18 protein-coding genes are annotated in these 21,454 nt (G+C 76.4%); 6 read left to right on the top strand and 12 right to left on the bottom strand.

Annotated features, from left to right (window positions below; translation table 11 throughout):
• Positions 1 to 99: 99 nt before the first annotated feature.
• Both NPS70_RS09380 and NPS70_RS09375 read right to left on the bottom strand, forming a co-directional pair.
• A complete protein-coding gene (locus NPS70_RS09380) occupies positions 100 to 693 on the bottom strand; it encodes a GNAT family N-acetyltransferase (protein ID WP_256523628.1) in 594 nt (197 codons plus the stop codon).
• Positions 686 to 2,761 carry a penicillin acylase family protein gene (locus NPS70_RS09375; protein ID WP_256523627.1) on the bottom strand — a complete coding sequence of 692 codons (2,076 nt, stop codon included), beginning with the start codon at positions 2,759 to 2,761 and terminating at the stop codon, positions 686 to 688. The genes NPS70_RS09380 and NPS70_RS09375 overlap by 8 nt, the downstream gene beginning before the upstream one ends.
• A gap of 104 nt (positions 2,762 to 2,865) precedes the next feature.
• On the opposite strand from NPS70_RS09375, the gene NPS70_RS09370 reads away from it, so the two are divergent.
• The 3 genes from NPS70_RS09370 (at position 2,866) to NPS70_RS09360 (ending at position 5,366) form a co-directional block, all read left to right on the top strand.
• Positions 2,866 to 3,591: a siderophore-interacting protein gene (locus tag NPS70_RS09370; protein ID WP_256523626.1), complete on the top strand. Its 726-nt coding sequence runs from the start codon at positions 2,866 to 2,868 to the stop codon at positions 3,589 to 3,591.
• Between the two features lie 56 nt (positions 3,592 to 3,647).
• Positions 3,648 to 4,181, top strand: a complete 534-nt coding sequence (locus NPS70_RS09365) for a GNAT family N-acetyltransferase (RefSeq protein WP_256523625.1) — start codon at positions 3,648 to 3,650, stop codon at positions 4,179 to 4,181.
• Positions 4,182 to 4,274: 93 nt separating this feature from the next.
• Positions 4,275 to 5,366 carry a methyltransferase domain-containing protein gene (locus NPS70_RS09360; RefSeq protein ID WP_256523624.1) on the top strand — a complete coding sequence of 364 codons (1,092 nt, stop codon included), beginning with the start codon at positions 4,275 to 4,277 and terminating at the stop codon, positions 5,364 to 5,366.
• Between the two features lie 97 nt (positions 5,367 to 5,463).
• Here the strand turns inward: NPS70_RS09360 and NPS70_RS09355 are convergent, their stop codons facing one another.
• From NPS70_RS09355 to NPS70_RS09330, 6 genes are all read right to left on the bottom strand, one after another.
• Entirely contained in the window at positions 5,464 to 6,111 is a 648-nt protein-coding gene (locus tag NPS70_RS09355) for a hypothetical protein (RefSeq protein WP_256523623.1), read from the bottom strand.
• 370 nt (positions 6,112 to 6,481) lie between these two features.
• The gene (locus NPS70_RS09350) at positions 6,482 to 9,199 is read right to left on the bottom strand and encodes a SpoIIE family protein phosphatase/ATP-binding protein (RefSeq protein WP_256523622.1); all 2,718 of its coding nucleotides are present in this window, start codon (positions 9,197 to 9,199) and stop codon (positions 6,482 to 6,484) included.
• A gap of 179 nt (positions 9,200 to 9,378) precedes the next feature.
• A complete protein-coding gene (locus NPS70_RS09345; protein ID WP_256523621.1) occupies positions 9,379 to 9,924 on the bottom strand; it encodes a DUF5709 domain-containing protein in 546 nt (181 codons plus the stop codon).
• A 261-nt stretch (positions 9,925 to 10,185) separates the two neighbouring features.
• Positions 10,186 to 10,836, bottom strand: coding sequence for a bifunctional 2-polyprenyl-6-hydroxyphenol methylase/3-demethylubiquinol 3-O-methyltransferase UbiG (locus NPS70_RS09340; protein ID WP_256523620.1), 651 nt, complete (start codon positions 10,834 to 10,836; stop codon positions 10,186 to 10,188).
• A 139-nt stretch (positions 10,837 to 10,975) separates the two neighbouring features.
• Positions 10,976 to 12,037 (bottom strand): NAD(P)/FAD-dependent oxidoreductase, encoded by a 1,062-nt coding sequence (locus tag NPS70_RS09335; RefSeq protein ID WP_256523619.1) that lies wholly within the window; start codon positions 12,035 to 12,037, stop codon positions 10,976 to 10,978.
• Positions 12,038 to 12,162: 125 nt separating this feature from the next.
• Positions 12,163 to 13,521: a helix-turn-helix transcriptional regulator gene (locus NPS70_RS09330; protein ID WP_256523618.1), complete on the bottom strand. Its 1,359-nt coding sequence runs from the start codon at positions 13,519 to 13,521 to the stop codon at positions 12,163 to 12,165.
• A gap of 198 nt (positions 13,522 to 13,719) precedes the next feature.
• Between NPS70_RS09330 and NPS70_RS09325 the strand changes: the two genes are divergently transcribed.
• Positions 13,720 to 14,370, top strand: coding sequence for a hypothetical protein (locus NPS70_RS09325; protein WP_256523617.1), 651 nt, complete (start codon positions 13,720 to 13,722; stop codon positions 14,368 to 14,370).
• Between the two features lie 103 nt (positions 14,371 to 14,473).
• Here the strand turns inward: NPS70_RS09325 and NPS70_RS09320 are convergent, their stop codons facing one another.
• The 3 genes from NPS70_RS09320 to NPS70_RS09310 are packed head-to-tail and all read right to left on the bottom strand — an operon-like array spanning position 14,474 to position 17,337.
• Entirely contained in the window at positions 14,474 to 14,782 is a 309-nt protein-coding gene (locus tag NPS70_RS09320; protein WP_256523616.1) for a hypothetical protein, read from the bottom strand.
• 53 nt (positions 14,783 to 14,835) lie between these two features.
• Entirely contained in the window at positions 14,836 to 15,717 is an 882-nt protein-coding gene (locus NPS70_RS09315) for a diacylglycerol kinase family protein (RefSeq protein ID WP_256523615.1), read from the bottom strand.
• A gap of 27 nt (positions 15,718 to 15,744) precedes the next feature.
• Positions 15,745 to 17,337 (bottom strand): FAD-binding oxidoreductase, encoded by a 1,593-nt coding sequence (locus tag NPS70_RS09310; RefSeq protein ID WP_256523614.1) that lies wholly within the window; start codon positions 17,335 to 17,337, stop codon positions 15,745 to 15,747.
• Between the two features lie 133 nt (positions 17,338 to 17,470).
• Between NPS70_RS09310 and NPS70_RS09305 the strand changes: the two genes are divergently transcribed.
• Both NPS70_RS09305 and NPS70_RS09300 read left to right on the top strand, forming a co-directional pair.
• A complete protein-coding gene (locus NPS70_RS09305; protein ID WP_256523613.1) occupies positions 17,471 to 18,070 on the top strand; it encodes a TetR/AcrR family transcriptional regulator in 600 nt (199 codons plus the stop codon).
• On the top strand, positions 18,067 to 19,626 hold the full coding sequence (locus NPS70_RS09300; RefSeq protein WP_256523612.1) for a glycerol-3-phosphate dehydrogenase/oxidase: 1,560 nt from the start codon (positions 18,067 to 18,069) through the stop codon (positions 19,624 to 19,626). Before NPS70_RS09305 ends, NPS70_RS09300 begins: the two co-directional genes overlap by 4 nt.
• A 55-nt stretch (positions 19,627 to 19,681) precedes the next feature.
• Here the strand turns inward: NPS70_RS09300 and NPS70_RS09295 are convergent, their stop codons facing one another.
• On the bottom strand, positions 19,682 to 21,400 hold the full coding sequence (locus tag NPS70_RS09295; RefSeq protein ID WP_256523611.1) for an acyl-CoA dehydrogenase family protein: 1,719 nt from the start codon (positions 21,398 to 21,400) through the stop codon (positions 19,682 to 19,684).
• Positions 21,401 to 21,454 lie beyond the last annotated feature (54 nt).

The following is a 21,454-nucleotide window of genomic DNA, read 5'->3' as shown; positions in this document are numbered from 1 at the left end:
TCGTCCCGTCCGCCCGTGCGGCCGCCCCCCTCCTCCGGGCGAACCGGCTGTCGGGGGAGGGAGGAGTGCCGCTGTCCGGGGTGCGTGCCTGTTCGTGCGTCAGAACATCTGCTCGTACGCCGCGCGCGGCAGGAAGGCGAGCTGGGCCCGCTTCTCGGGCTTGTCGACCACCGGGCCGAGGGTGAAACCGGCGCGCAGCAGCCGGTCCACCGCCTTGCGGTTGCGGGCGTCGGGCTCCGCCACCAGGCGCCGGTGGCGTTCGTCCTGGAAGCAGAAACCGAACACGACGAGCAGGACGGCGGCGGTGAACCCCGGCTGCGTATGCCCTTCCCCGGCCGGACCGAGTAGCAGGTGCAGTCCGCAGTCTCCCGGCTCCACGTCGTAGCACTCGCCCACCGGGTCGGCGGCGGGGGCGTAGGTCTGGAGCAGACACACGGGGACGCCGTCCCGCCGCACCAGGTAGGCGTGATGGGTCGTCAGGGATTCGACGTAGGCGTAGACCTCCCGCACCTGCTCCACCGTGTGGTCGAGCATCCCCCAGAAGCGGGCCCTCTCCTCGGTGACCCATCCGTGGACGAGTTCCGCGTCCCCCGCGGGGTCCAGGGGGACGACGCTGACGGTGCCGAATCCGGGGACGGCCCGCTCGTAGGCGGCCGCACGTGCGGCGTCGGCTGTGGCCATGTTCTCAGTCATCGTTCTTCTCCTCGGGGCCGTCGTCCTCAGACGTCTGGTCGGGGGCGGGGTCCTTCCCGGCGGGGATGAGACCGCCGGTCAGCCACAGGGGCAGCTGGTCGCGCCGGTGCGGGTCGCCGGGCACGCCGGAGGCGCCGAGCGGTACGACCCACAGGCTGTCTTCGCGGCGGCCGAGGTCCCACACGTAGCGGGCGGCCGGGCCGCGGGCACTGAGGTCCGTGATCCCGGGCAGGCTGGAGGTGGACAGCACGCAGTCGAAGTCGCCCGCCACGGAGGGCCAGCCCCCTTCGGGCTCCTCGGGCAGGGCCGCCCACGGGGCGAGCCGGTGGGTGTCCCCCCAGACCCCTTCGGCGCCCTCTCGCGCCGCCACCTCCTCCAGTGCCCCGCGCACCGCCGCGGGCCCGTCGAGCCCTGCCGGCGCCCCCGGGGCGAGCAGCCGCTCCAGCGCGAAGGCCACCCGGGGCAGCAGGGCCAGCCAGGGGTGGAACACCTCGGGCACCCCGTCGGTGGCCCCGAGGCCGTCGAGGACCGGAGCGGCGGCCAGCCGCCGCACCACGGCGGAGCGCACCGCCGCGTAGAGCGCGGCGTCCGCGCTCTCGGCGTCCATCCGCCGGTCCCAGGCGAGGAGCCGGTCGCGCAGGCCCTCGGCCGCCGGGCCGAGCCCCCCGAGCCCGGCGAGGACGTCCAGCAGGGCCGCGGCCGAGCCGACACGGGTGTCGGTGTGCACGGCCGCCATGTCCCCGGCGGTCCACGCGGACGAGGCGCCGAGCAGGGTGCGGATGCGCTCCGCCCGGTGGCGGGGGGCGAACTCGACGCCGAGCGGCCCGGCCAGGCCCCGCTCGTTGGCCATCACGGCCACCTCGCCGACCCCGGCCCGCGGCATCGGCTCCCAGGTGCCCTCCCAGGAGTACCGGGGCTCCCAGGCGGGGACGATGCGCAGCCGGTTGCGGGGGTCGCGGCGCGGGACCCGTCCCGCCACGCGGTGCAGCAGGCCGCCGGAGGTGTCCGCGGCGAGCAGCACGTTGACGGGCTCGACCCAGTCGTCGACCGCGCGGTCGACGTCCTCGACGCTCCGTGCCCGGAGCAGCCGGGGCAGCGCCGCGAAGCCGACGTCCGAGGCCACCCGGGCGGGGCACCTCAGGCTGACGCCCTCCCCGGAGTCCGCCCCGCCGGCCACCAGCGGCCCGCGGTCCGTCTCGACGACCTCGACCTCCACCGGGTCACCACCGGCGACCTCGACGGTCTCGGTGTGCACGGAGGCGGGGCGCCACCCGTCGGGGCCGAGGGCCTCGACCAGGCCGCCCCGGCGCCGCAGCCGCTCCCGGTACAGGTCCTGGTAGTCGGCCATCGCGTTGGTGATGGCCCAGGCCACCCGGCCGGTGTGGCCGAAGTGCGCGATCCCCGGGACTCCGGGCACCGCGAGGCCGATCACGTCGAACTCCGGGCAGCTGAGGCGGATCTGCTGGTACACCCCGGGGGCCTCGATGAAGCGGTGGGGGTCGCCCGCGATGAGGGGCGCCCCCGAGGCGGTCCGCCCGCCGGCCACCAGCCAGCCGTTGCTGCCGGAGGTGCCGGGGCCCTCGGTGGCGAAGAGCCCGACGGCGTCCTCGCCCAGCCGCCGGGCCACTGCCTCGCGCCAGAACTTGGCGGGGAAGCCCGCGAAGAGGATGTGCGTGGACAGCCAGACGGCGATCGGGGTCCAGGGCTCCCAGAGCCCGGGGGCGAGGCGCGTCCGGGCGAAGGACCCGTCCCGCCGGGCAGCCTCGGCGAGGCCCTCGTTGACGCCGTCGACGTAGGCCCCCACCCACTGCGCGGTGTCGCCGTCCAGGGCGGCGTGGCAGCGCCGGGCGGTGTCCTCGATACGGGCGGTCCGCGCGAAGCGGTCCCAGGCCACGGCCTCGGCCCCGAGGAAGGAGGCGGAGGACCCGCGCGCCCGGTGGCGCTCGACCTCCAGCTGCCACGCGCGGTCGACGGCGGCGTTGTGCCCCTGCGCGTGGGCGAGTTGCCGCGGATCCCCGGCCCGCAGGTGCGGAACGCCCCAGGAATCCCGGAAGATCGCTCTGTTCACTCTTCTCCCCGAAAGTTTTAGGTTAGGCTGGCCTAACTTAATCCAGAGGGCTACGAGACACAATTCCGGCCACGAGCGTTCCGGTCGGAGGGAGGGGAGCGGCAGTGGGTCACGGCTGGGAGGGCGTCGTCCTCAAACTGATGCGCGGCAAGGACTTCACGTTCACGGTCACCGGCGCCGAGGACGTCACCGACCACTTCCGGCGCGTCCACTTCACCGACGGCGGGATGCTGGCGCGGAGCGGAGTCCACCCCACCATGTGGGTCCGCGTCTGGTTCGACAACGCGGGCAGGCCGCACCAGCGCGCCTACACCCTGGTCGACCCCGATCCGCAGCAGGGCACCTTCAGTCTGGAGTTCGCGCTGCACGACGGATGCGCCAGCGACTGGGCGCGCAAGGCGGTCCCCGGCGACAGCGTCGAGGCGACCCTCCAGGGCACCGGCTTCGCCGCGCCCGACCCCGCGCCCTCGCACCTGTTCGTCGTCGGCGACGCGGCCTCCCTGCCCGCCATCAACTCCCTGCTGGAAGCGCACCCCGGCACCCCGGCCACCGTGTGGTTCGAGACCGCCCACGACTCGGACGCCGACCTGCCGCTGCGCACCGACCCGCAGCGCCACGAGGTGCGGCGCGTCCCGCGGCGGGAGGCCGGTGCCCACCTCGTCGAGCAGGTGCGCGCGGCGCTGCCCGGGCTGGCCCGGACGACCGCCCACTCCTACGTGTGGATCGCCTGCGACACCTCCACCACCCGCGCGCTGAACTCCTACGTCCGCAAGGAACTGGCCTTCCCCAAGGACCGGGTCAGCGCGCTCGGCTACTGGCGGGCCGCCTGACCGGCATGCCCGGGGGCGGCGCCGGCGCGCCGGCGCATGCCGGTCATACTCGTACGATGAACGCCGTCCCGGTCCCCGCCGCTCCGCCCGCCCGCCCCGAGACGGGCGGCGCACCGGGCTGCGGTGTCCGGCGGGCCACGGCCGCGGACACCCGGCGGCTCACCTCCCTCGTGCGGAGCTCCCGCGCCTACCGGGGCCGCTACGCGGCCATGGTGGCCGGCTACACCGTGGGCCGGCAGTACGTCGAGACCCACGAGGTCTTCCTCGCGCAGGACGCGGCCGGCCGGGTGCTGGGCTTCTACGCCCTCGTCCTCTCCCCGCCGGAACTCGACCTGATGTTCGTCTCGGACGCGGCCCAGGGCCTCGGCGTCGGCAGGCTGCTCGCCGGCCACATGGCCGAGCGCGCCAGAGCGGCGGGGCTGGACCATGTGCGCGTGGTCTCCCACCCCCCGGCCGAAGGCTTCTACACCAGCGTCGGGGCCCGGCGGACCGGGACCGTGCGGGCCGTCCCGTCCTCGGTGCCCTGGGACCGCCCCGAACTCCGCTTCGACCTCTCCCCGGCGCCCGCCGACGGGGGTGGGGCCTCCTGACGCGCCGGGCCCGGCGGCGCCCGCGGGCGTAGGGTGGCAGCAAGCGGGCCGGTCCCGCCGGCGCGCTGTCCCGCCCGGTGGAAAGGAGCGGCCATGACGAGTACCCGAGAGCAGCAGGCCCCCGTGGACCCGGCCCGGCAGGAGGAGTTCGCGGGCGAGGTGGTGGAGGTGCTGAACAAGGGGCTGCTCGCCCTCCTTGTCAGCGTCGGCCACCAGACGCGCCTGTTCGACACCATGGCGGCGCTGCCGCCGGCCTCCAGCGAGGACATCGCCGGGGCCGCCGGACTCGACGAGCGCTATGTGCGCGAGTGGCTGGGCGGCATGGTGGTCGGCGGCTTCGTCGAGTACGACGCGGACAGCGGGCACTACACGCTGCCGCCCGAGCACGCGGCCTCCCTGGTGGAGGCGGCGGGCACCGACAACCTCGCCGCGCTGATGCCCTACATCGCCCTCCTCGGCGAGGTCGAGCAGGACGTGGTCCGCTGCTTCCGCGAGGGCGGGGGCGTCCCCTACTCGCGCTACCCGCGCTTCCAGGCGCTCCAGGCCGCGGAGACGGCACGCGTCTACGACGAGGCCCTGGTGGACACGATCGTCCCGCTGGTGCCGGGTCTCACCGAGCGCCTGCGCGCCGGGGTCTCCGCGCTCGACGTCGGCACCGGACACGGCCGGGCGCCGCTGGTCCTGGCCGAGGCGTTCCCCGAGAGCACCTTCCACGGCATCGACCGGTCCGAGGAGGGAGTGGCGCGCGCACGCGCCGAGGCGGAGCGCCGCGGTGTGCGCAACGTCGGCTACACCGTGGCCGACTCCGCCGGGTTCACCGGAAGCTACGACCTGGTCACCGCCTTCGACGTGATCCACGACCTGGCCGAACCCGCCCCCACGCTGGCACTGGTGGCCCGGTCGCTCCGCGAGGGCGGCACCTTCCTGATGGGCGACATGGACGCCTCCAGCAACCTGGAGGAGAACATCGGCCACCCCTTCGGCCCCGCGCTCTTCGGCTTCTCGGTGTTCTACTGCATGACCACCTCCCTGGGCACGGGAGGTGCGGGCCTGGGCACCATGTGGGGCCGCCAGACGGCGCTGAGGATGCTCGACGAGGCGGGATTCGGCCCGGTGGACATCCGCTCCGTCGAGGGCGACCCGCTCAACGTCTACTACGTCACCGGCCCTCGCGCGGCGGCGTAGGCGCCGCCCGGGGCGGGCCGGGGCCCCGCGGGGCCCGCCCGCGGCGGTGCCGCCCGGGGGGGCGCCCCACCCCGTACGGCCCTCCTCCCGCGAGGGCTCAGGAGGACGGCGGGGCCGGCTGCCCCAGCGTCAGCCGCACCGTGTTGCCCTCACCGGGGATCACCAGGTTGATCAGCGGGGTCGCCAGCAGGCAGTGCTCGAAGCGGGGGATCGTGTACGTGCCCGAGAGCACCCCGCCCCTGAGCGCGTTGAACCCCGGCTCGGAGGTCAGGGCCAGCTCCGCCGGGACCCGGGTGCGGCAGTTGCTCCCCACGGGGGTGGGGATGCCCGCCACCTTGAGGTCCTTCAGGCGCAGGGTCAGCAGGGTCCGCGTCCTGAGTTCCCCCGTCCGCAGGTCGATGGTGCCCCTCGTGGGCTCGGTCTCGACGAACTCCGTGGTCACACTCACCGGGACGATCCCGATCAGCTCGAACCGCCCCGGGGCGGGCGGCAGGTGGGTGTCCGCGGTGAGGGTGCCCGCCCTCAGGTCCGCCGTCACCTTCAGCGCACCGGGGCCCAGGGCCAGCTCGGAGCCGGTGCCCTTGAGGACGGTGGTGCCCGAGAGCGGGTAGTCCAGCCTGACGGGCACGGCGGCGGCCGGGCCGGTCCCGGCCGCGAACAGGCCGAGGCCGGCGGCGAGGGCGACGGCGGCGCGCAGTGGTCCGCGGCGCTTGCGGGCGGGCGGGGTGCTCGGGGAACGCTTCATCGTGGCTCCAGGTGGCGGGCGTGCGCGAGGACGCGCACGGGCGGCTGGTGGCGCGGTGCGGGGGAGCGGGTGCGGGCGCGGCCCGGCGGGCCGGAGCGCCCCGGCCGCGTGGGCCGGCCCCGCGGCCCCCGGCGGCGGGGCACCGCCGGGGGCCGCGGGGCCCGTGGGCCTGCGCGGCGACGATGACGTTACGGACGGGTAACCCCCCGGGCAAGGGCCGGTCCGGCGGACTCGGGCGACCGCGGCGGCGGCCCGGCCTTCTTGTCGGCCGCGCAGCAACCCGGCCGCGGTTCTTGTCCACCGGTGAGCACGCCGCCCCGGTCGGGAGCCGTCCGCGGCGCGGGCGGGGCGCCGTCCGCCCGGGATCAGGTCACAGCCCGTCCAGGTCGAGGCCGAGGTCGATCTCGGGCTCCTCGCCGGAGCCGTACGGCAGCTCCGCCCAGATCACCTTGCCGCCCCCCGTGTACCGGGTGCCCCACCGCTCGGCGAACTGCGCCACCAGGAACAGCCCGCGCCCGCCCTCGTCGGTGCCCGCCGCCTGCCGCAGATGCGGGGAGGTGCTGCTGCGGTCGGTCACCTCGCAGATCAGCGAGCGGTCGCGGATCAGGCGCACGCCGATCGGGCCCTCGCCGTAGCGGATCGCGTTCGTCACCAGCTCGCTCAGGATCAGCTCCGTGGAGAACACCAGCTCCCCCAGGCCCCAGACGCCGAGCCGCTCGGTCACGGCGGCCCGGATCCCCCGCACGGCCGCCGGGTCCGCGGGCACGTCCCACCACGCCGTGCGGTCCGCAGCGAGGATCCGGGTCCGGCCGACGAGCAGCGCGACGTCGTCGCGGGGCCGCTGGGGGACCATCGCGCCCAGCACCTCCGCGCAGGTCTCCTCCGGCGTGCCGCCCGCGTACCGCTCCAGGGTGCGGCGCAGCAGCTCCAGCCCCTCGTCGATCTCCCGCTCGCGGTCCTCGACCAGCCCGTCGGTGTACAGCACCAGCCGGCTGCCCTCCTCCAGCTCCAGCTCCAGGGTCTCGAAGGGCATGCCGCCGAGCCCGAGCGGCGGGCCGCCGGGCACGTCCGCGAACCGGGCGGTGCCGTCGGGCGTCACCACCGCGGGCTGGAGGTGCCCGGCGCGGGCGATGCTGCACCGCCCCGCGACCGGGTCGTAGATGGCGTAGACGCAGGTGGCGCCCGTGACCCCCGCCTCGCCCGCCTCGTCGGCCTCGTCCTGGTCGATGCGCGCGACGAGCTCGTCGAGGTGCCACAGCAGCTCGTCCGGCGGCAGGTCGAGGCTGGAGAAGTTGTGCACCGCTGTCCGCAGCCGCCCCATGGTCGCCGCGGCGTGCAGCCCGTGCCCCACCACGTCCCCGACGACCAGGGCCACCCGGGCCTCCGGCAGCGGGATGATGTCGAACCAGTCGCCGCCCACCCCGCCGAGCCCGCCGAGCCCGGCCTGGGCGGGCCGGTAGCGGTAGGCGACGTCCACCGCGCTCTGCTCGGGCAGCACCCGGGGCAGCAGGCTCTGCTGGAGGGTCACCGCCATCGTGTGCTCCCGCGAGTAGCGGCGGGCGTTGTCCACGCTCACGGCCGCCCTCGCGACCAGCTCCTCCGCCAGCGACAGGTCCTCGGCCTCGAAGGGCTCGGCGGAGCCCGCCCGCCAGAACATCGCGACCCCGAGGACCACGCCGCGGGCCCGCAGCGGCACCGCGATCATCGAGTGCATCCCGGCCTCCACCAGCTGCCGGGCGCGGTCCTCGTCCTGGCGCTGCCAGCCGGAGAGGGAGGTCAGGTCCGCCTCCAGCACCGCCTCGCCCTGGGCGAGCCCGGCCCCCATCCGGGTCGTGGGGACGAACCGGATGGAGTGGCCCACCGGGTACAGCGCGGTGCCCTCGTCACCGCCGAAGGCCACCCGGCGCATGTCGACGTCCGCGCCCGTCGCGGTGGGCTCCTCGCCCCGCAGCACCGCCTCGACGAGGTCCACCGAGGCGTAGTCGGCCAGCCGGGAGGCGCCGAAGGCCGCCAGCTCCTCGCAGGTGCGCACCACGTCCAGGGTGGTGCCGATCTCGGTGCCCGCGTCGTAGAGCAGCGCCAGGCGCCCCCGGGCGCTGTCGGCCCGCCCGCTGAGGGCCCGCAGCTCGGTGGTGTCCCGCAGCGTGGCCACCGTGCCGGGCGGTCCGCCCGCCTGGTCGGTGGTGCGCTGGTTGACGGCGAGCAGCCGCTCGCCCACGGGCACCACCACGTCGCTGGCGTCCCGGCCCGAGGCCAGCAGCGCCGCCGTCCCGGGGCCCAGGCCGAGTTCGCGCACCGGCCGCCCGTCCACGTCCGCGGGCAGGTCCAGCAGCCGGCGCGCCTCGTCGTTGGCGAGCAGGATCCTGCCGTCCCCGCCGACGATGAGCACCCCCTCGCGGACCGCGTGGAGCACCGCGTCGTGGTGCTCGTACATCCGGGTCATCTCCTCGGGGCCCAGGCCGTGCGTCTGGCGCCGCAGCCGGCGGGTGACCAGCGCCGTCCCGCCCGTGGCGAGCAGCAGCACGCCGCCCGCGACGCCGAACAGCAGCGGGAACTGCTCCTCGGCGACCCCGCTGACCTTGTCCAGCGTCACGCCCGCCGACACCAGGGCGATGACCGAGCCGTCGGCACCGGGCACCGGCACCACGGCCTGGACCAGGGGGCCGATCGTGCCGGTGAGCTTCTCCGTGACCACCTCCCCGGCCAGCGCCGCGTCGAAGTCGCCGACGAACTTCCTGCCGATCCGGTCGGGCAGCGGGTGGGTGTAGCGCGTGCCGTCCGTGGCGAAGACGACGATGAAGTCCACGTCCGAACGCTCCCGGGCGGCCTCGGCCTTCGGCTGGAGCAGGGCCGTGGGATCGGGGCTGCGCAGCGCGGCCTTCATCCCGGGGGAGTTGGCGAAGGTCTCGGCGACGGACACCGAGCGGTTCAGCGCCTCCCTCTCGCTGTCGGCCTGCGACTGCAGCACCAGGGCCGTGATGGCCGTGGCGACCAGGAGCACCACGATCGCCACCTGCAGGAGGAAGACCTGGCCGGCGACAGTTCGCATGCGCAGAACCGAGCGCGGGCGGCCGTAGCGTCCGGCCATAGGCTCTTTGTACACCTCCCGCACACGGTGGGCGAACGGCACGGCCCCACCGGTCGGCGGGCCCGGGCACGCGGATCACCCAGCATGCCAAGGGCAGCCCGTGTGCACCGCCGATTCGCGCAACTGCTTCCCGCCGCGCCCTCGGCGGGGCGTGCAGAGCACCCCGGGGCGCCGGGCGCTCAGGCGCGGCCGGTCGCGCCCTCGGCGGCGGCCCGCGGTGCGACCGCCTCCTCCGCCTCGGCCGCCGCCTCGTCGGTGTCGTCGACGACGTGCATGGCGGCCTCCTCCGCCGAGGCCGCTCCGCCGTCGATGCCGACGTCGCGGGCGACGGTGTCGTTGCGGCGGCGCGGCGCGATGTCGTCCACGGCCGCCAGCCGCCCCGCGCGGTCGCGTCCCGAGTTGCCGTCCAGCAACTCCCCGTCCCCGTCCGCCAGGTCGCCGATCCCGTCGCCGTCCGGGGCCGCGGCGTCCGGCAGCTCCTGCGCGAGGCGCTGGTCGAGGGTCTCGCCCAGGCGCAGCTCCGCGCCGGTGGTCCCGTGGCGCCCCACCACCAGCGGGCGGTCGAGCGGGGAGTAGCCCTCTGCCATCATGTCGTCCAGGCTGCGCTCGCCGAGGACGTTCTCCAGGTCGAGGTCACCGCTCGGACGGTTCTGCACGTCGGAGTTCCCGGGCTGGTACACGTCGTCGCCCCGCCCCTGGTCGTCCCGTGCGGTCTCGTCGGCCATGGCCCTTGTCCTTCCCGCGATCGGATCGACCTGCCGCAGCGGACCCTCCCGCCGGGGAGCGGGCCCGGGCGGGTGCCGGGGAGCCGTCGGCACGCTCCGTACGATCCGCGTGCCCGGGGGGACGGGACGGTACGCGGTGCCACATGCTCATCATCGGTCGGGCGGCGGCCGAAGGCGACCGGACGGGGCGGGCCCGCCTCCCCGTGTCCGGGGCACGGGCCCACCCCTGCGTCCCCGGCACGGGCAGGCGAGGGGCGGGCGTCAGCCGGGGAGCCGCCGGACCCGCAGGATGTTGTCCCTGCGCAGCCCGGGCCGCCCCTCCCGGCCGGTCCGGGCGCGCTCGAACTCGGCCGCGCGCTCCACCGCCCAGCCTCCCGGTTCCAGGCGCAACTGCTCCAGTACCGCCTCCGGTGTGGGAAAGGGCGTCCCGTGGTGGTGGGCCTCCTCCCGGGCGCCCGCGTCGGCGTGTCCCACGACCAGGAGCACGCCGTCCGGTGCGACGGCCGCGGCAGCCCGGCGCAGGACGGCGTCGCGCGGCAGCTCGCCCGGCGCGTGGAGGTAGTGCGCCGAGACCAGGTCCCACTCGCCGCTCGGGAAGGACACGGCGAGGTCGTGGCGCTGCCAGTCGACGCGGGTCCCGGCGCCCGCCTCGCGGGCGTGCCGGGCCGCCCGCTCCAGGGCGACGCCGGAGACGTCCACGGCGGTCACCCGCCAGCCGCGGCGGGCGAGCCAGATCGCGTCCGCGCCCTCGCCGCAGCCGATGTCCAGGGCGCGGCCGGGCGTCATGCCGGCCGCCTCCGCCACCAGGGCCGCGTTCGGCTCCCCGCTCCACATCCGCTCGCTCTCGCGGTAGCGGTTGTCCCAGTGCTCCTCGGCGGTCTCGTCGGGATCGACGGTGCGGCCGTACGTCATGGACCGTGCTCCTTGCCGGATTCGGTGCCGCCGGGCCCGCCGGGGGAGGGCCGGGACGGCGTCGGGTGTGACGGACCGGAGTGCGTGCCGGGCGCGGGGCCCGGGAGCACGCGGCGGGGCGCCGGTCCGCGCCCCGTGCTCACAGACCGTGCCGCCGCTCCCCGAGGACCGCCTCGCACACGGCGCTCTCGGCCTCGGGGGAGAAGGGCGTGCGGCGGGCCGCCACGGCCCGCCGGGTGTCCTCGGCGACGAGGTCGGCGTTGACCGCCATGGCGGCCCTGGCGCCCGCCGCCGCGGCGGCGAGGACCTGCGCCGTCGGCTCGGCGGCGTTGCCGGCCACCCAGACGCCGGGTACCCCGGTGGCACCCGAGGCGTCCGCGGCGATCCGGCTGCCGACGACCTGGCCGTTCACCGCCAGGTCGGTGCCGCGCAGGCCCAGGCCCCGCAGGAAGCCCGTGCGGGCCGACATCCGGGGGCTCACCGCCAGGGCGCCGCAGGGGATCACGCGGCCGCTCGCCAGGCGCACGCCCGTCAGGCCGTCCTCGCCGGTCACCAGTCCGGTCACCGCACCGTCCACGACGGCGATCGAGCGGGCGGCCAGCTGCTCGTACTCCTCCTCGCCCGGCTCGGGGCCCTCGTGCAGGAAGAGCGTCACCGCGGCGGACCACTGCCGCCACAGGAGGGCCTGCTGCACCGCGTGGGGGCCGCCGGACAGCACGCCCAGCCGCGCCCCGCGGACCTCCCAGCCGTGGCAGTAGGGGCAGTGCAGCACGTCGCGGCCCCAGCGCGCGGCGAGGCCGGGCACCGGGGGCAGTTCGTCGGTGAGGCCGGTTGCGACGAGCAGCCGCTCCGCCTCCACGGCGGTGCCGTCCGCCAGCGCGACGCGGAAGCCCCCGCCGGGCCGCCGCTCGGCGCCGAGCGCCTCCGCGGTGCGCAGCCGCACCCCGTAGCCCGCCACCTCCGCCCGTGCCGCCGCCAGCAGCTCGCCGGGCGAAACGCCGTCGCGGGTGAGGAACCCCCGCACGTGCCCGGCGGGTGCGTTGCGGGGTTCCCCCGCGTCCACCACGAGCACCGACCGGCGGGCCCGTGCGAGGACCAGGGCCCCTGAGAGCCCCGCGGCCCCGCCGCCGACGACGAGCACCTCCACGCGCTCGACCGGCCCTGCGGCGGGGGCCCCGGCCGCTTCCGTCCGTGTGGTCATGTCCTACCTCCGTCCGTTCACGGCGATCCTGCGGTCACCGGACGGATTCCGGCAAAGGAAATTGCCGCTTCCGCAAACTGCTCGCCGGGTGCCCGGCGGGCCGCCCCGCCGTCGGGGCGAGGGCCTCAGGAGTCCGCGGTGGGGGCGGGCCGCCAGGACCCGAGCGCGTAGTCGTACGCGTATGCGGTGCCTCCGGCGGGCGTGCTCGTGCGGAAGGGCCGCCCGCCGTCGTCGATCCGCACCGTGCCGGAGCGGCCGCCGCTGCTCCAGCGCACCTCCAGGTACCAGTCGCAGTCACAGCCGACGCTACGCCCCTCGAAGAGCAGCGTCTCGGGCTCCGCCCGCGACACCGTGTAGGGCAGGTCCGCGGCGGGCAGCAACCGTCCGGAGTCGTTGCCGGGCAGCGGTCGGGCCAGCGGCCGGGGGCGGTCCAGGTCGACGTCGAACAGCCGGGGCGTGAGCGCCCCGCCGCAGCCGGAGTCCATGCGGTAGGCCCTCAGGCCCCGGGGCTCCCGACGCTCGACGACGCGTACCTGCACCGCCTCCAGCACCACCGTCGCCGGGCCGGTGCCCTGCACCGTGACACCCACCCGGGTGCTGCCGCCGTCCACCGCGCCGAGCCTCGCGGCCCAGGCGCCCGCGTCCGCCTGCACGGGCGGCGCCGGCACCTCGGCCGGGGCGCGGTCGAGGAGGTAGGTGTGCCCGCAGCCCGACTCCCAGAGGTCGTCGTCGACGGTCCAGGTCAGGGGCGGCGGACCGGCGGACCCCGCGGGGTCCGGTCCGGCCCCCGCGGCGGCCCGGTCCGGGACACCCGGCCCGGGTGCCCCGCCCGCGGACGGGCGCAGGCCGATCGCGAGGGCCAGCGCCGCGGCCACCGCGCACGACAGCACCAGCACGGCGGTCCGCGGGCGCGGGGCCTTCCGGCGCGGCCCCGCTCGGCCGGGCCCGCCCCGTCGCGGACGCCCGGCGGGGCCGGGGGCGCCGTCGGCCGGTGCGGCCGCGACCGGACCGGTTGCCGCGGCGCCGTCCACCGGCTCCCGCAGAGGCACCGGTTCCGCCGCCCCCGCGGCCTGCTGTCCGGAACGGCCCGCTGCCGGGGCCTCAGTCGGCTCGCCGCCGGGCGGCGGGCCGCCCGCCCGCTCCCGCGCCTCCGGAGGCGGCTGCGCGGGGGAGGGCCCCGCGCCCGCCGGCGCGCCGCCGGCCCGGACCGCCGCCCGGCGGTCCGCGTCCGCGAGCACCCACAGCCGGTACAGCTCGGCCGCCTCCTCGCGCCCGCAGCCGCAGAGCCGGGCGATCCGCTCCACCGGGGCGAACTCCTGCGGGACCGTGCGGCCGGCGCAGTAGCGGTGCAGTGTCGCCGCCCCGATCCCCGCCCGGCGGGCCAGGGCCCCGTAGCTGCGCCCCGACGCGGTGCGCAGCGCCTCCAGACGCACCGCCAGTTCCCGGGCCGCGGCCCCCGGGGTGTCCGTACCGCCGCCCGCCATGCGGGTCCTCCCTCGTTCGCCGTGTTCCGGTGCGCGTTCCACCCCTGTGGTGAAACCCCACGTCAGAGGGGGTGGAACGGTTCCATCGTGTCAGCTGCGGCCCGGTGCTTGCCGCCGCGCCCCCGCGCTCGCCAGTGTGGTCGCCGCCCGGCCGCACCGGGCACTTCGAATCCGTCTCGACCCACGGGGAAGACAGCCATGAACCGTATCCGCACCACCACCCGCACCGCCCGCACGGCGGCCCTCGCCCTCGCCCTCGCCGGGGCGGCGGCCGCCGCCTCGCTCGTCCCGGCGGCGGCCTCCCCCGCGCCCGCCGGCACCGCCCGCCCGGCCCACGCCCCGGGCTTCCTGACGGCCGCTCACCTGCCGACCGCCCTCACCCCGTGGACGGCCGGCCCGGTCACCCGGGGCCTTCCGCCGGAGGGCTCGGCGTGCCTCGCCGGCGCCGTTCCGGCGCGCGGCACCTCCCACCGCGACTTCCGCACCGAACTCGACACCGGGGCGCGGCAGACGACCACCGTCGCCGCCGGCGAGGCCCAGGCCGTCCGGCTGGCCCGCACCCTGCGCCGCGCGGTCGCGACGTGCCTGGAGCGGTCGAAGGCCCAGGACCCGGGGCTCGTGGGCGAGACGCGGTACCACGGCACCGTGGACGCCGGGGACGGTGCGCACGTCTACAGCATCGACACGGCCTACCCGGAGGCCGGTGCCACCGACATCGCGCTCTTCTCGGTCGGCCGCGACGGCCGGATCGTGACGGTCGTGGAGTGGGGGCAGCTGGGCGACCTCGACGGGGCCCCGCTCGACGGCTTCCGCACGACGACGAGGACGGCCCTGGCGCGCCTGCGCTGAGCCGCGGCCCGCGGCGGGGACCCCGCCGGCCGGACGGGAGCCGGGCAGGCCGGGGCGCCCGCCGCCCCTCAGGGGCGGCGGGCGCCCGTCTCCCGTGGGGGGATCAGGGGCGGTCGCCGGCCTCGGCGGAGGCCTGCGGCAGGGGAGGCACGGTCGCGGTGGTCGGTCCGCGCACCGCCGCCAGCACGGCGTCGTGCAGGTCCCGGCTCGCCTGCTCGGAGGGGCAGGGAGTGGGACTGCCCGCCACCGTGAACCAGTCCGCGGCGCCCGTGTACTGCACCGTGACCGACGCCTCGCCGTCGACCCAGGTGGTGTGCAGCGTGAGGTCGCCCGCCACGACGCCCGCCTCGTGGGTCAGGACGCCGCCGTGCCCGGAGTACACACCGGGGGTGGTCCAGGATGCCCAGCTCATGCCTCCAACGTCACACCGTTCCGGCTTGATCGCTACCGGCGGGGGCGAGTTCGTCAGCAGAGCACGTTCAGCGCTCCGGGCCGTACCCGTGCCGTGACGGGCAGTGCACCGTCGACCTCGCCGTCGGCCCCGTACGGCAGGGGGCGGTCGGCCTCGATGCGGACCTCCCTGCCGCGCAGCACCTCGACCTGCGGCCGGTGCAGGTGCGCCCCGGTCCGCAACTCGTCCATGATCGTGAAGAACAGGCGCTTGGGGCCGTGGCGGATGACGACCACGTCCAGCAGTCCGTCGTCGACGCTGGCGCCGGGGGCCACGAGCCGACCGAAGCCGTAGAAGCCCGAGTTGGCGGCGACCACCGTGTAGCCGCGGTAGGCGTGCTCCGCGCCGTCGACCGTGATCCGGTACCCGGCCGGGCGCCACGCGGCGACCGCCCGCAGGCCGCCCGCGTAGTACGAGGCCGCGCCCCGCAGCAGGCGGGAGGTGTTGGCGTGCCGGTTGGCGACGGCGTCGACCCCCGCGTACACGCTGCCGAGGACCGCCGTCCCGCCGTGGGCCGCGGAGGACACCTCGATGGTGTCCACCGCCCGGGGCGCGCCGTGCAGCAGCACCTCGGCCAGTCCCGCGGCGTCGGTGGGCAGCCCCAGGGCCCGCGCGAAGTCGTTGCCGCGCCCCGCGGGGACCAGGCCGAACCGCGCCTCCGTCCCGCTGAGCGCCCCGCCCACGCAGCCGGCCATGCCGTCCCCGCCGACGGCGAGGACCACCCGCCCCTGCGCCCCGGCCTCGCGGGCGAGTTCACGGGCGTGGTCCAGGCTGCGGCTGTAGCGGGTGTCGAGCTCCGCGCCCGCCTCGCGCAGGAGGCGGGCCAGCGGGAGCAGCGCCGCCGTTCCGCTGGAGCCCCCTGCGGCGGGGTTGACGACGGCGGTGAACTGTCGCATGGATGCGCCTCCGGGCGGCGGGAAGGGTCAGCGGACGGGGAGGAGGACTCCGGGGTTCAGCACCCCGGCCGGATCGGTCTGGGACTTCACGGCCTGGAGTATGCGGATCCCCAGGGGCCCGACCTCCCGTGCGTACCAGTCGCGGTGGTCGGTGCCCACCCCGTGGTGGTGGCTGATGGTGCCGCCCGCGGCGAGGATCGCGTCGTTGGCCGCCCGCTTGGCGCGGTCCCAGTGGGCCACGGCGTCCTCGCCCTGGGCCGAGACGACCGTGAAGTAGAGCGAGGCGCCGTTCTCGTAGACGTGCGAGATGTGGCACATCACCAGCGGCGGGGTGCCGGCCTCGGTGAGCGTCGCGGTGAGCGCCCCGCGCACGGCCGCGTACAGCCCGGGCAGCGCGGACCAGAAGGCCGCCGTCTCCAGGGTCTCGGCGAAGGCACCCGCGTCGAGCAGGGCGTCGCGCAGGTAGGGGGCGTTGTAGCGCCCGTGGGCCCAGCGCTCGCCCGGCTCCGCGCCGAGCCACTCGCCTCCCGCCTCGCGCAGCACCGCCGCGGCCGCCTCCCGCCGCTCCTTCGTGTCCGCCTCGGTGCCCTCGTAGCCGGTGACGGCCAGGCAGCCGGCGGCCGGCTGGGCCCCGCCGCCGATCTCGTCGGGCTGCGCCAGTCCGATGAAGGTCTCGGTCTCGTCGGAGAGCCGCAGAACGGTCGGCCGCGGACCGTCCTGGGCGAGGCGGCGCAGTGCCGCCGAGCCCGCCTCGAAGGAGGGGAAGCGCCAGCCCTCGTACACCCGGCGCTGCGGCAGGGGGCGGATCCGGACCGTGACCGAGGTGATCACCCCGAAGGCCCCCTCCGAGCCGAGCAGCAGCTGGCGCAGGTCGGGCCCCGCGGCCGACCGCGGGGCGCGTCCGGTCTCCAGGGTGCCTTCGGGGGTGGCCGCGGTGAGCGCGAGGACCATCTCGTCGAAGCGCCCGTACCCGGACGAGGCCTGCCCGCTGGAGCGGGCCGCGGCGAAGCCGCCCACCGACGCCCACTCGAAGGACTGCGGGAAGTGGCCGAGGGTCCAGCCCCGCTCGTTCAGCAGGGCCTCGCACCGGGGGCCGCGCAGACCGGGCTGGAGGGTCGCGGTCCGGGAGACCTCGTCCACCGCCACCAGCCGGTCGAGGCGGCGCAGGTCCAGGGCGACGAACGGACGCCCGCCCCTTGGCGCCAGTCCGCCGACGACGGAGGTGCCGCCGCCGAACGGGACGGCGGCCAGGCCGTGCCCGGCGCAGGCGCGCAGGACGGCCACCACCTCCTCGTGGCTGCCCGGCAGCACCACCGCGGCGGGGATGTCGTCGACCTCGCCCGCCCGGATGCGCAGCAGGTCCGGGGTGGACTTGCCCCGGGTGTGGCGGATCCTGCTCTCCGCGTCGGTCTGCACGTGGACGGCGCCGCCCGCGGCCGCGGCGAGCGCCGCGAGGGGCGCCCCCTCCAGCGGGGACGGCGGGGCCACGACCTCGTCCAGGGCGGCGGGCCCGTCTCCGCGCGGCTCGACGCCGAGCAGATCGCGCAGCAGGCCGGTCACCGTGCCGGGCAGCGGGGCCGCCTTGGCCGGGTCGCCCCAGCCGCTCCACAACATGTCCACGTCGTCGTCCTGTTCCTCGCGTCGGTTCGGTGCGTCGGCTGGCCGCTCGGCGGGTGCGCCGACGGGCAGCGCCGCCGGGGCGCGGGGAGCGGTGCACTGCCGCCCGGGCCGCAGGGGCATTACACTGTGACAGATGACGCCCATTCGTCACAACCACTCGGACGCGGACACCGTGCTCGACGCCGCCCGCGACTGCGTGCTCGCCGTCGGAGTGCGGCGCACGACCCTGACCGACGTCGCCCGCCGCGCCGGGGTGTCCCGGATGACGCTCTACCGCCGCTGGCCCGATGTGCGCACCCTCGTCGGGGACCTGATGACCCGCGAGTGGATCGGCGTCGCCGTCGGCGCCATGCCCGGGGCGTCCCCCGGCGTCCCGACCCGCTCCCGAATCGTCGACGGCCTGGTCGCCGGGGTCGCCGCCTTCCGCGCCCACCCCCTGTTCCACAAGATCCTCGACGTGGACCCCGAACTGCTGCTGCCCTACCTGCTCGACCGGCGCGGCGCCAGCCAGGAAGCCCTGCTGGGGCTGATCGCGGGCGGCCTCGCGGAGGGGCAGGCCGACGGCTCCGTGCGCCCGGCCGACACGACCCTGCTGGCCCGGACCCTGCTGCTGGTCGTGCAGTCCTTCGCGATGTCCCTGCGCACCATGACCGACCCGGACGACCCGGCACTCGACGACACGGCCTTCCTCGACGAGCTCCGCACCCTTCTGGAGAGGACCCTCGCCCCATGACCACGCCCGCCACCACCTCGCCGCGGAACGCGGCCTCCTCCCTCAACGCCGCCCGCCGCACCCGCGACCTCGACGTCCTGGCAGACGGCACGGCGGTGGACGTCCTGGTCGTCGGCCTGGGCGCCACCGGTGCCGGTGCGGCCCTGGACGCCGCCTCCCGGGGACTGACCGTCGCCGCCGTCGACGCCCACGACCTGGCCTTCGGCACCTCGCGCTGGAGCTCGAAGCTGATCCACGGCGGACTGCGCTACCTCGCCGGCGGCCAGGTCGACGTCGCCTACGAGTCCGCCGTCGAACGCGGGATCCTCATGGAGCGCACCGCCCCCCACCTGGTCCACGCACAGCCCTTCGTCCTGCCGCTGACCCCGCTGGTCACCCGCGGTCAGGCCGCGCTGGCACGGGCCGGATTCCGGGCCGGCGACGCCCTGCGCGCCGCCGCCCGCACCGCGCGCGCCACCCTGCCCGCCCCCCGGGCCCTGTCCGCGGTGGAGACCCGCCACCTCGCCCCCGCCCTGCGCCCGGACGGGCTGCGCGGCGGGCTGCTGTCCTGGGACGGCCGACTGACCGACGACGCCCGCCTGGTCACCGCGGTCGCCCGGACCGCCGCCGCGCACGGCGCGCGGATCCTCACCCGCGCCCGGGTGCTCTCCCTCACCGGGGACGGAGCGCTGGTCCGCGACGAGGTGACCGGCGCCGAGCTGCGCATCCGCGCCCGGACCGTCGTCAACGCCGCCGGCGTCTGGGCGGGCGGACTCGTCGACGACGTCCGCCTGCGCCCCTCCCGCGGCACCCATCTGGTGCTGCGCGCCGAGGCCCTCGGCGACCTCGGCTGCGGCCTGCACATCCCCGTCCCCGGCGAGACCAACCGCTTCGTGCTGGTCCTGCCCCAGGGCGACGGCCGGGTCTACGTCGGCCTCACCGACGAACCCGTCGACGGCGACGTCCCCGACGTGCCGGAGGTCCCGGAGACCGACATCGGCTTCCTGCTCGACGTGCTCGGCTCGGCGCTCGACGTCTCCCTCGGACGCGCCGACGTGGTCGGCGCCTTCGCCGGACTGCGCCCGCTGCTGGACACCGGCGGCGCGGACCGGACGGCCGACATCTCGCGCCGCCATGCCGTGGTCACCTCGCCCGCGGCCGTGGTCACCGTGGTGGGCGGCAAGCTCACCACCTACCGGCGCATGGCCCAGGACGCCGTGGACGCCGCGGTGGCGGCCGGTTCCCTCGCGGCGGGCCCCTGCCGCACCGCGGCGATCCCGCTGGTCGGCGCGGCCCCCCGGCCGCGGCTCGCCGCCCTCGGCCTCCCGCACCGGCTGGTGGCGCGCTACGGCGCCGAGGCCGCCGCCGTCCACGCGCTGGGCGCCGCCGATCCCTCCCTGGCCGCGCCCGTGGTGCCCGGGCACCCCGTGACGGGTGCGGAGCTGCTCTGGGCGGTGCGCCACGAGGGGGCGCTCGACGTCGGGGACGTCCTGGACCGGCGCACCCGCATCGGGCTGGTCGCCGGCGACCGCGACCTTGCGGAGGAGGCCGCCCGGCAGGCGCTGGCCGCCGTCTGAGCCCGCGGGGGGTGCGCGGTGCCCCCGTACACCCCCCGCGGTCGGCCCCGTGCGGCTACGGCGCCATCTCGTAGGCCCCGGCGAGCGCCTCGACCCGCTCCCAGACCCGCGCCGAGCGCTCCGCGTCGACCACCGGCCGCCGGACGGCCGACAGCGCCCAGCGCTGCTGCGCCCCGGTCGCCGAGTCCTTGCCGTGCAACTCGACCGCGTGCGCGGAGAAGTCGCGGACCAGGACACCGAACAACTCGTCCAGCACGTCCTCGTCCAGGCCGGTCAGCCGGGCCTGCTCCAGGATCAGCTGGCCGTGGACGACCAGCGCGAACAACTGGCCCACGGCCAGCAGGAGGTCGAGGTCGCGGCTCTGCTCCTCGTCCGGGGCGCAGTCGGCCGCGAACGCGCAGAGCGCGTCGGCCTGCTCCCGGAACCGGGCGACGTTCGGCACCTTCGCGTACGCGTCGAAGGCCGGGCGCCAGTCGTGGAAGCGCACCGAGCCGAGCCCCCGGGCCGGGCCCTGGCGGAAGAGGAACGCGTCGTCCGCGGCGTCCAGCCGGGTCGGCACGGGCGGGTACTCCACCGGGTGGAGCAGGTGGTTGCGCATGAACTTGAGGATCAGCGCCAGGTTGACGTGCACCGTCCCCTCCAGCTTGGGCAGGCCCCGGATCTCCACGGCCGCCTCGGCGAAGTAGGTGTCCTTCTCGAAGCCCTTCGCCGCGATGACGTCCCACATCAGGTCGATGACCTTCTCGCCCTCGGTGGTCACCTTCATCTTCGTCATCGGGTTGAACAGCAGGTAGCGCCGGTCCTCGGGCCCCGCCGAGCGGAAGTAGTCCACGGCCCGGTCGCTGAACAGCTTCATGCCGACCAGCCGCACGTAGGCGTCGGCCAGCTCCCGGCGCACGTGCGGGAAGGCGGTGACCGGGCGGCCGTACAGGATCCGGTTGTGCGCGTGGGTGACCGCCTCGTACATCGCGTGCTCGCAGATCCCGACCGAGGCCGTGCACAGGTTGAACTTGCCGACGTTCACCGTGTTGAGGGCGGCGTCGAAGGCGGCGCGGCCGGTGTGCAGCACGTCCGCGGCCGCCACCGGGTAGGCGTCGAGCCGGAACTCGCTGACGTACTTGGACGAGTCGACGACGTTCTGCACCAGGTGGTAGGCGGGGTGGCGGCTGTCGGCGGCGAAGAAGACGTAGCCCTCGGGGCCCTCCACGTCCGTGCGGCGGCCGAAGACGGAGACGAGGCCCGCGGCGTTGCCGTTGCCGATGTAGTACTTGGCGCCGGTGGCGAGGAAGCCGCCCCGGCCGTCCGGCTCCAGCAGCATGTCCGTGGAGTAGATGTCGGCCCCGTGGGCCCGCTCGGACAGGCCGAAGGCGAACACCTCGCCCTGCGAGAGCAGCCCCGCGGCGCGCTCGCGGGCGTCCGCGTTGTCGCTCTGCCACACCGGTCCCAGCCCCAGGACGGTCACCTGCCAGGCGTACCAGTAGTCCAGGCCGTAGAACCCGAGGATCTCGTTGAGCGCGGCGATGCGCGCCGTGTCCCACCGGGTGCCCGGCGCGCCCCCGGCCGAGGCGGGGGTGAGGAACGCGGCGAACAGCCCCTCGTCGGCCACGAAGGCGAGGAAGTCCGACAGCCACTCCCGGCTGCGGTAGTCCTCGATCAGCCGGCGCTTGCCCCGGGACTCGAACCAGTCGACCGTCGCCCGCAGCAGCCGCCGCGTCTCGGCGTCGAAGTGGCCGGGGTCGTAGGTACGGGGGTTGAACAGCAGCGGGTCGGCCATGGCGGACCGCCTTCCGGGAGTGGGTGGTCGGATCGGGGTGTTCGCGGCGGGTGC

It is taken from the genome of Streptomyces sp. C10-9-1 (assembly GCF_024497955.1).
In the GTDB taxonomy this organism is placed as follows: Bacteria; Actinomycetota; Actinomycetes; order Streptomycetales; family Streptomycetaceae; genus Streptomyces; species Streptomyces sanyensis.
Note: the sequence above shows the minus strand (reverse complement) of the source record. Positions and strands in the feature narration are given on the sequence as shown.

Excerpts from the sequence above, each read along its gene's own strand:
- NPS70_RS09350 (WP_256523622.1), bottom strand. The coding sequence starts at position 9,199 with ATGGCCGGACGCTACGGCCGCCCGCGCTCGGTTCTGCGCATGCGAACT.
- NPS70_RS09345 (WP_256523621.1), bottom strand. The coding sequence starts at position 9,924 with ATGGCCGACGAGACCGCACGGGACGACCAGGGGCGGGGCGACGACGTG.
- NPS70_RS09355 (WP_256523623.1), bottom strand. The coding sequence starts at position 6,111 with ATGAAGCGTTCCCCGAGCACCCCGCCCGCCCGCAAGCGCCGCGGACCA.
- NPS70_RS09380 (WP_256523628.1), bottom strand. The coding sequence starts at position 693 with ATGACTGAGAACATGGCCACAGCCGACGCCGCACGTGCGGCCGCCTAC.
- NPS70_RS09365 (WP_256523625.1), top strand. The coding sequence starts at position 3,648 with ATGAACGCCGTCCCGGTCCCCGCCGCTCCGCCCGCCCGCCCCGAGACG.
- NPS70_RS09305 (WP_256523613.1), top strand. The coding sequence starts at position 17,471 with ATGACGCCCATTCGTCACAACCACTCGGACGCGGACACCGTGCTCGAC.
- NPS70_RS09335 (WP_256523619.1), bottom strand. The coding sequence starts at position 12,037 with ATGACCACACGGACGGAAGCGGCCGGGGCCCCCGCCGCAGGGCCGGTC.
- NPS70_RS09325 (WP_256523617.1), top strand. The coding sequence starts at position 13,720 with ATGAACCGTATCCGCACCACCACCCGCACCGCCCGCACGGCGGCCCTC.
- NPS70_RS09315 (WP_256523615.1), bottom strand. The coding sequence starts at position 15,717 with ATGCGACAGTTCACCGCCGTCGTCAACCCCGCCGCAGGGGGCTCCAGC.
- NPS70_RS09330 (WP_256523618.1), bottom strand. The coding sequence starts at position 13,521 with ATGGCGGGCGGCGGTACGGACACCCCGGGGGCCGCGGCCCGGGAACTG.
- NPS70_RS09300 (WP_256523612.1), top strand. The coding sequence starts at position 18,067 with ATGACCACGCCCGCCACCACCTCGCCGCGGAACGCGGCCTCCTCCCTC.
- NPS70_RS09295 (WP_256523611.1), bottom strand. The coding sequence starts at position 21,400 with ATGGCCGACCCGCTGCTGTTCAACCCCCGTACCTACGACCCCGGCCAC.
- NPS70_RS09360 (WP_256523624.1), top strand. The coding sequence starts at position 4,275 with ATGACGAGTACCCGAGAGCAGCAGGCCCCCGTGGACCCGGCCCGGCAG.
- NPS70_RS09320 (WP_256523616.1), bottom strand. The coding sequence starts at position 14,782 with ATGAGCTGGGCATCCTGGACCACCCCCGGTGTGTACTCCGGGCACGGC.
- NPS70_RS09340 (WP_256523620.1), bottom strand. The coding sequence starts at position 10,836 with ATGACGTACGGCCGCACCGTCGATCCCGACGAGACCGCCGAGGAGCAC.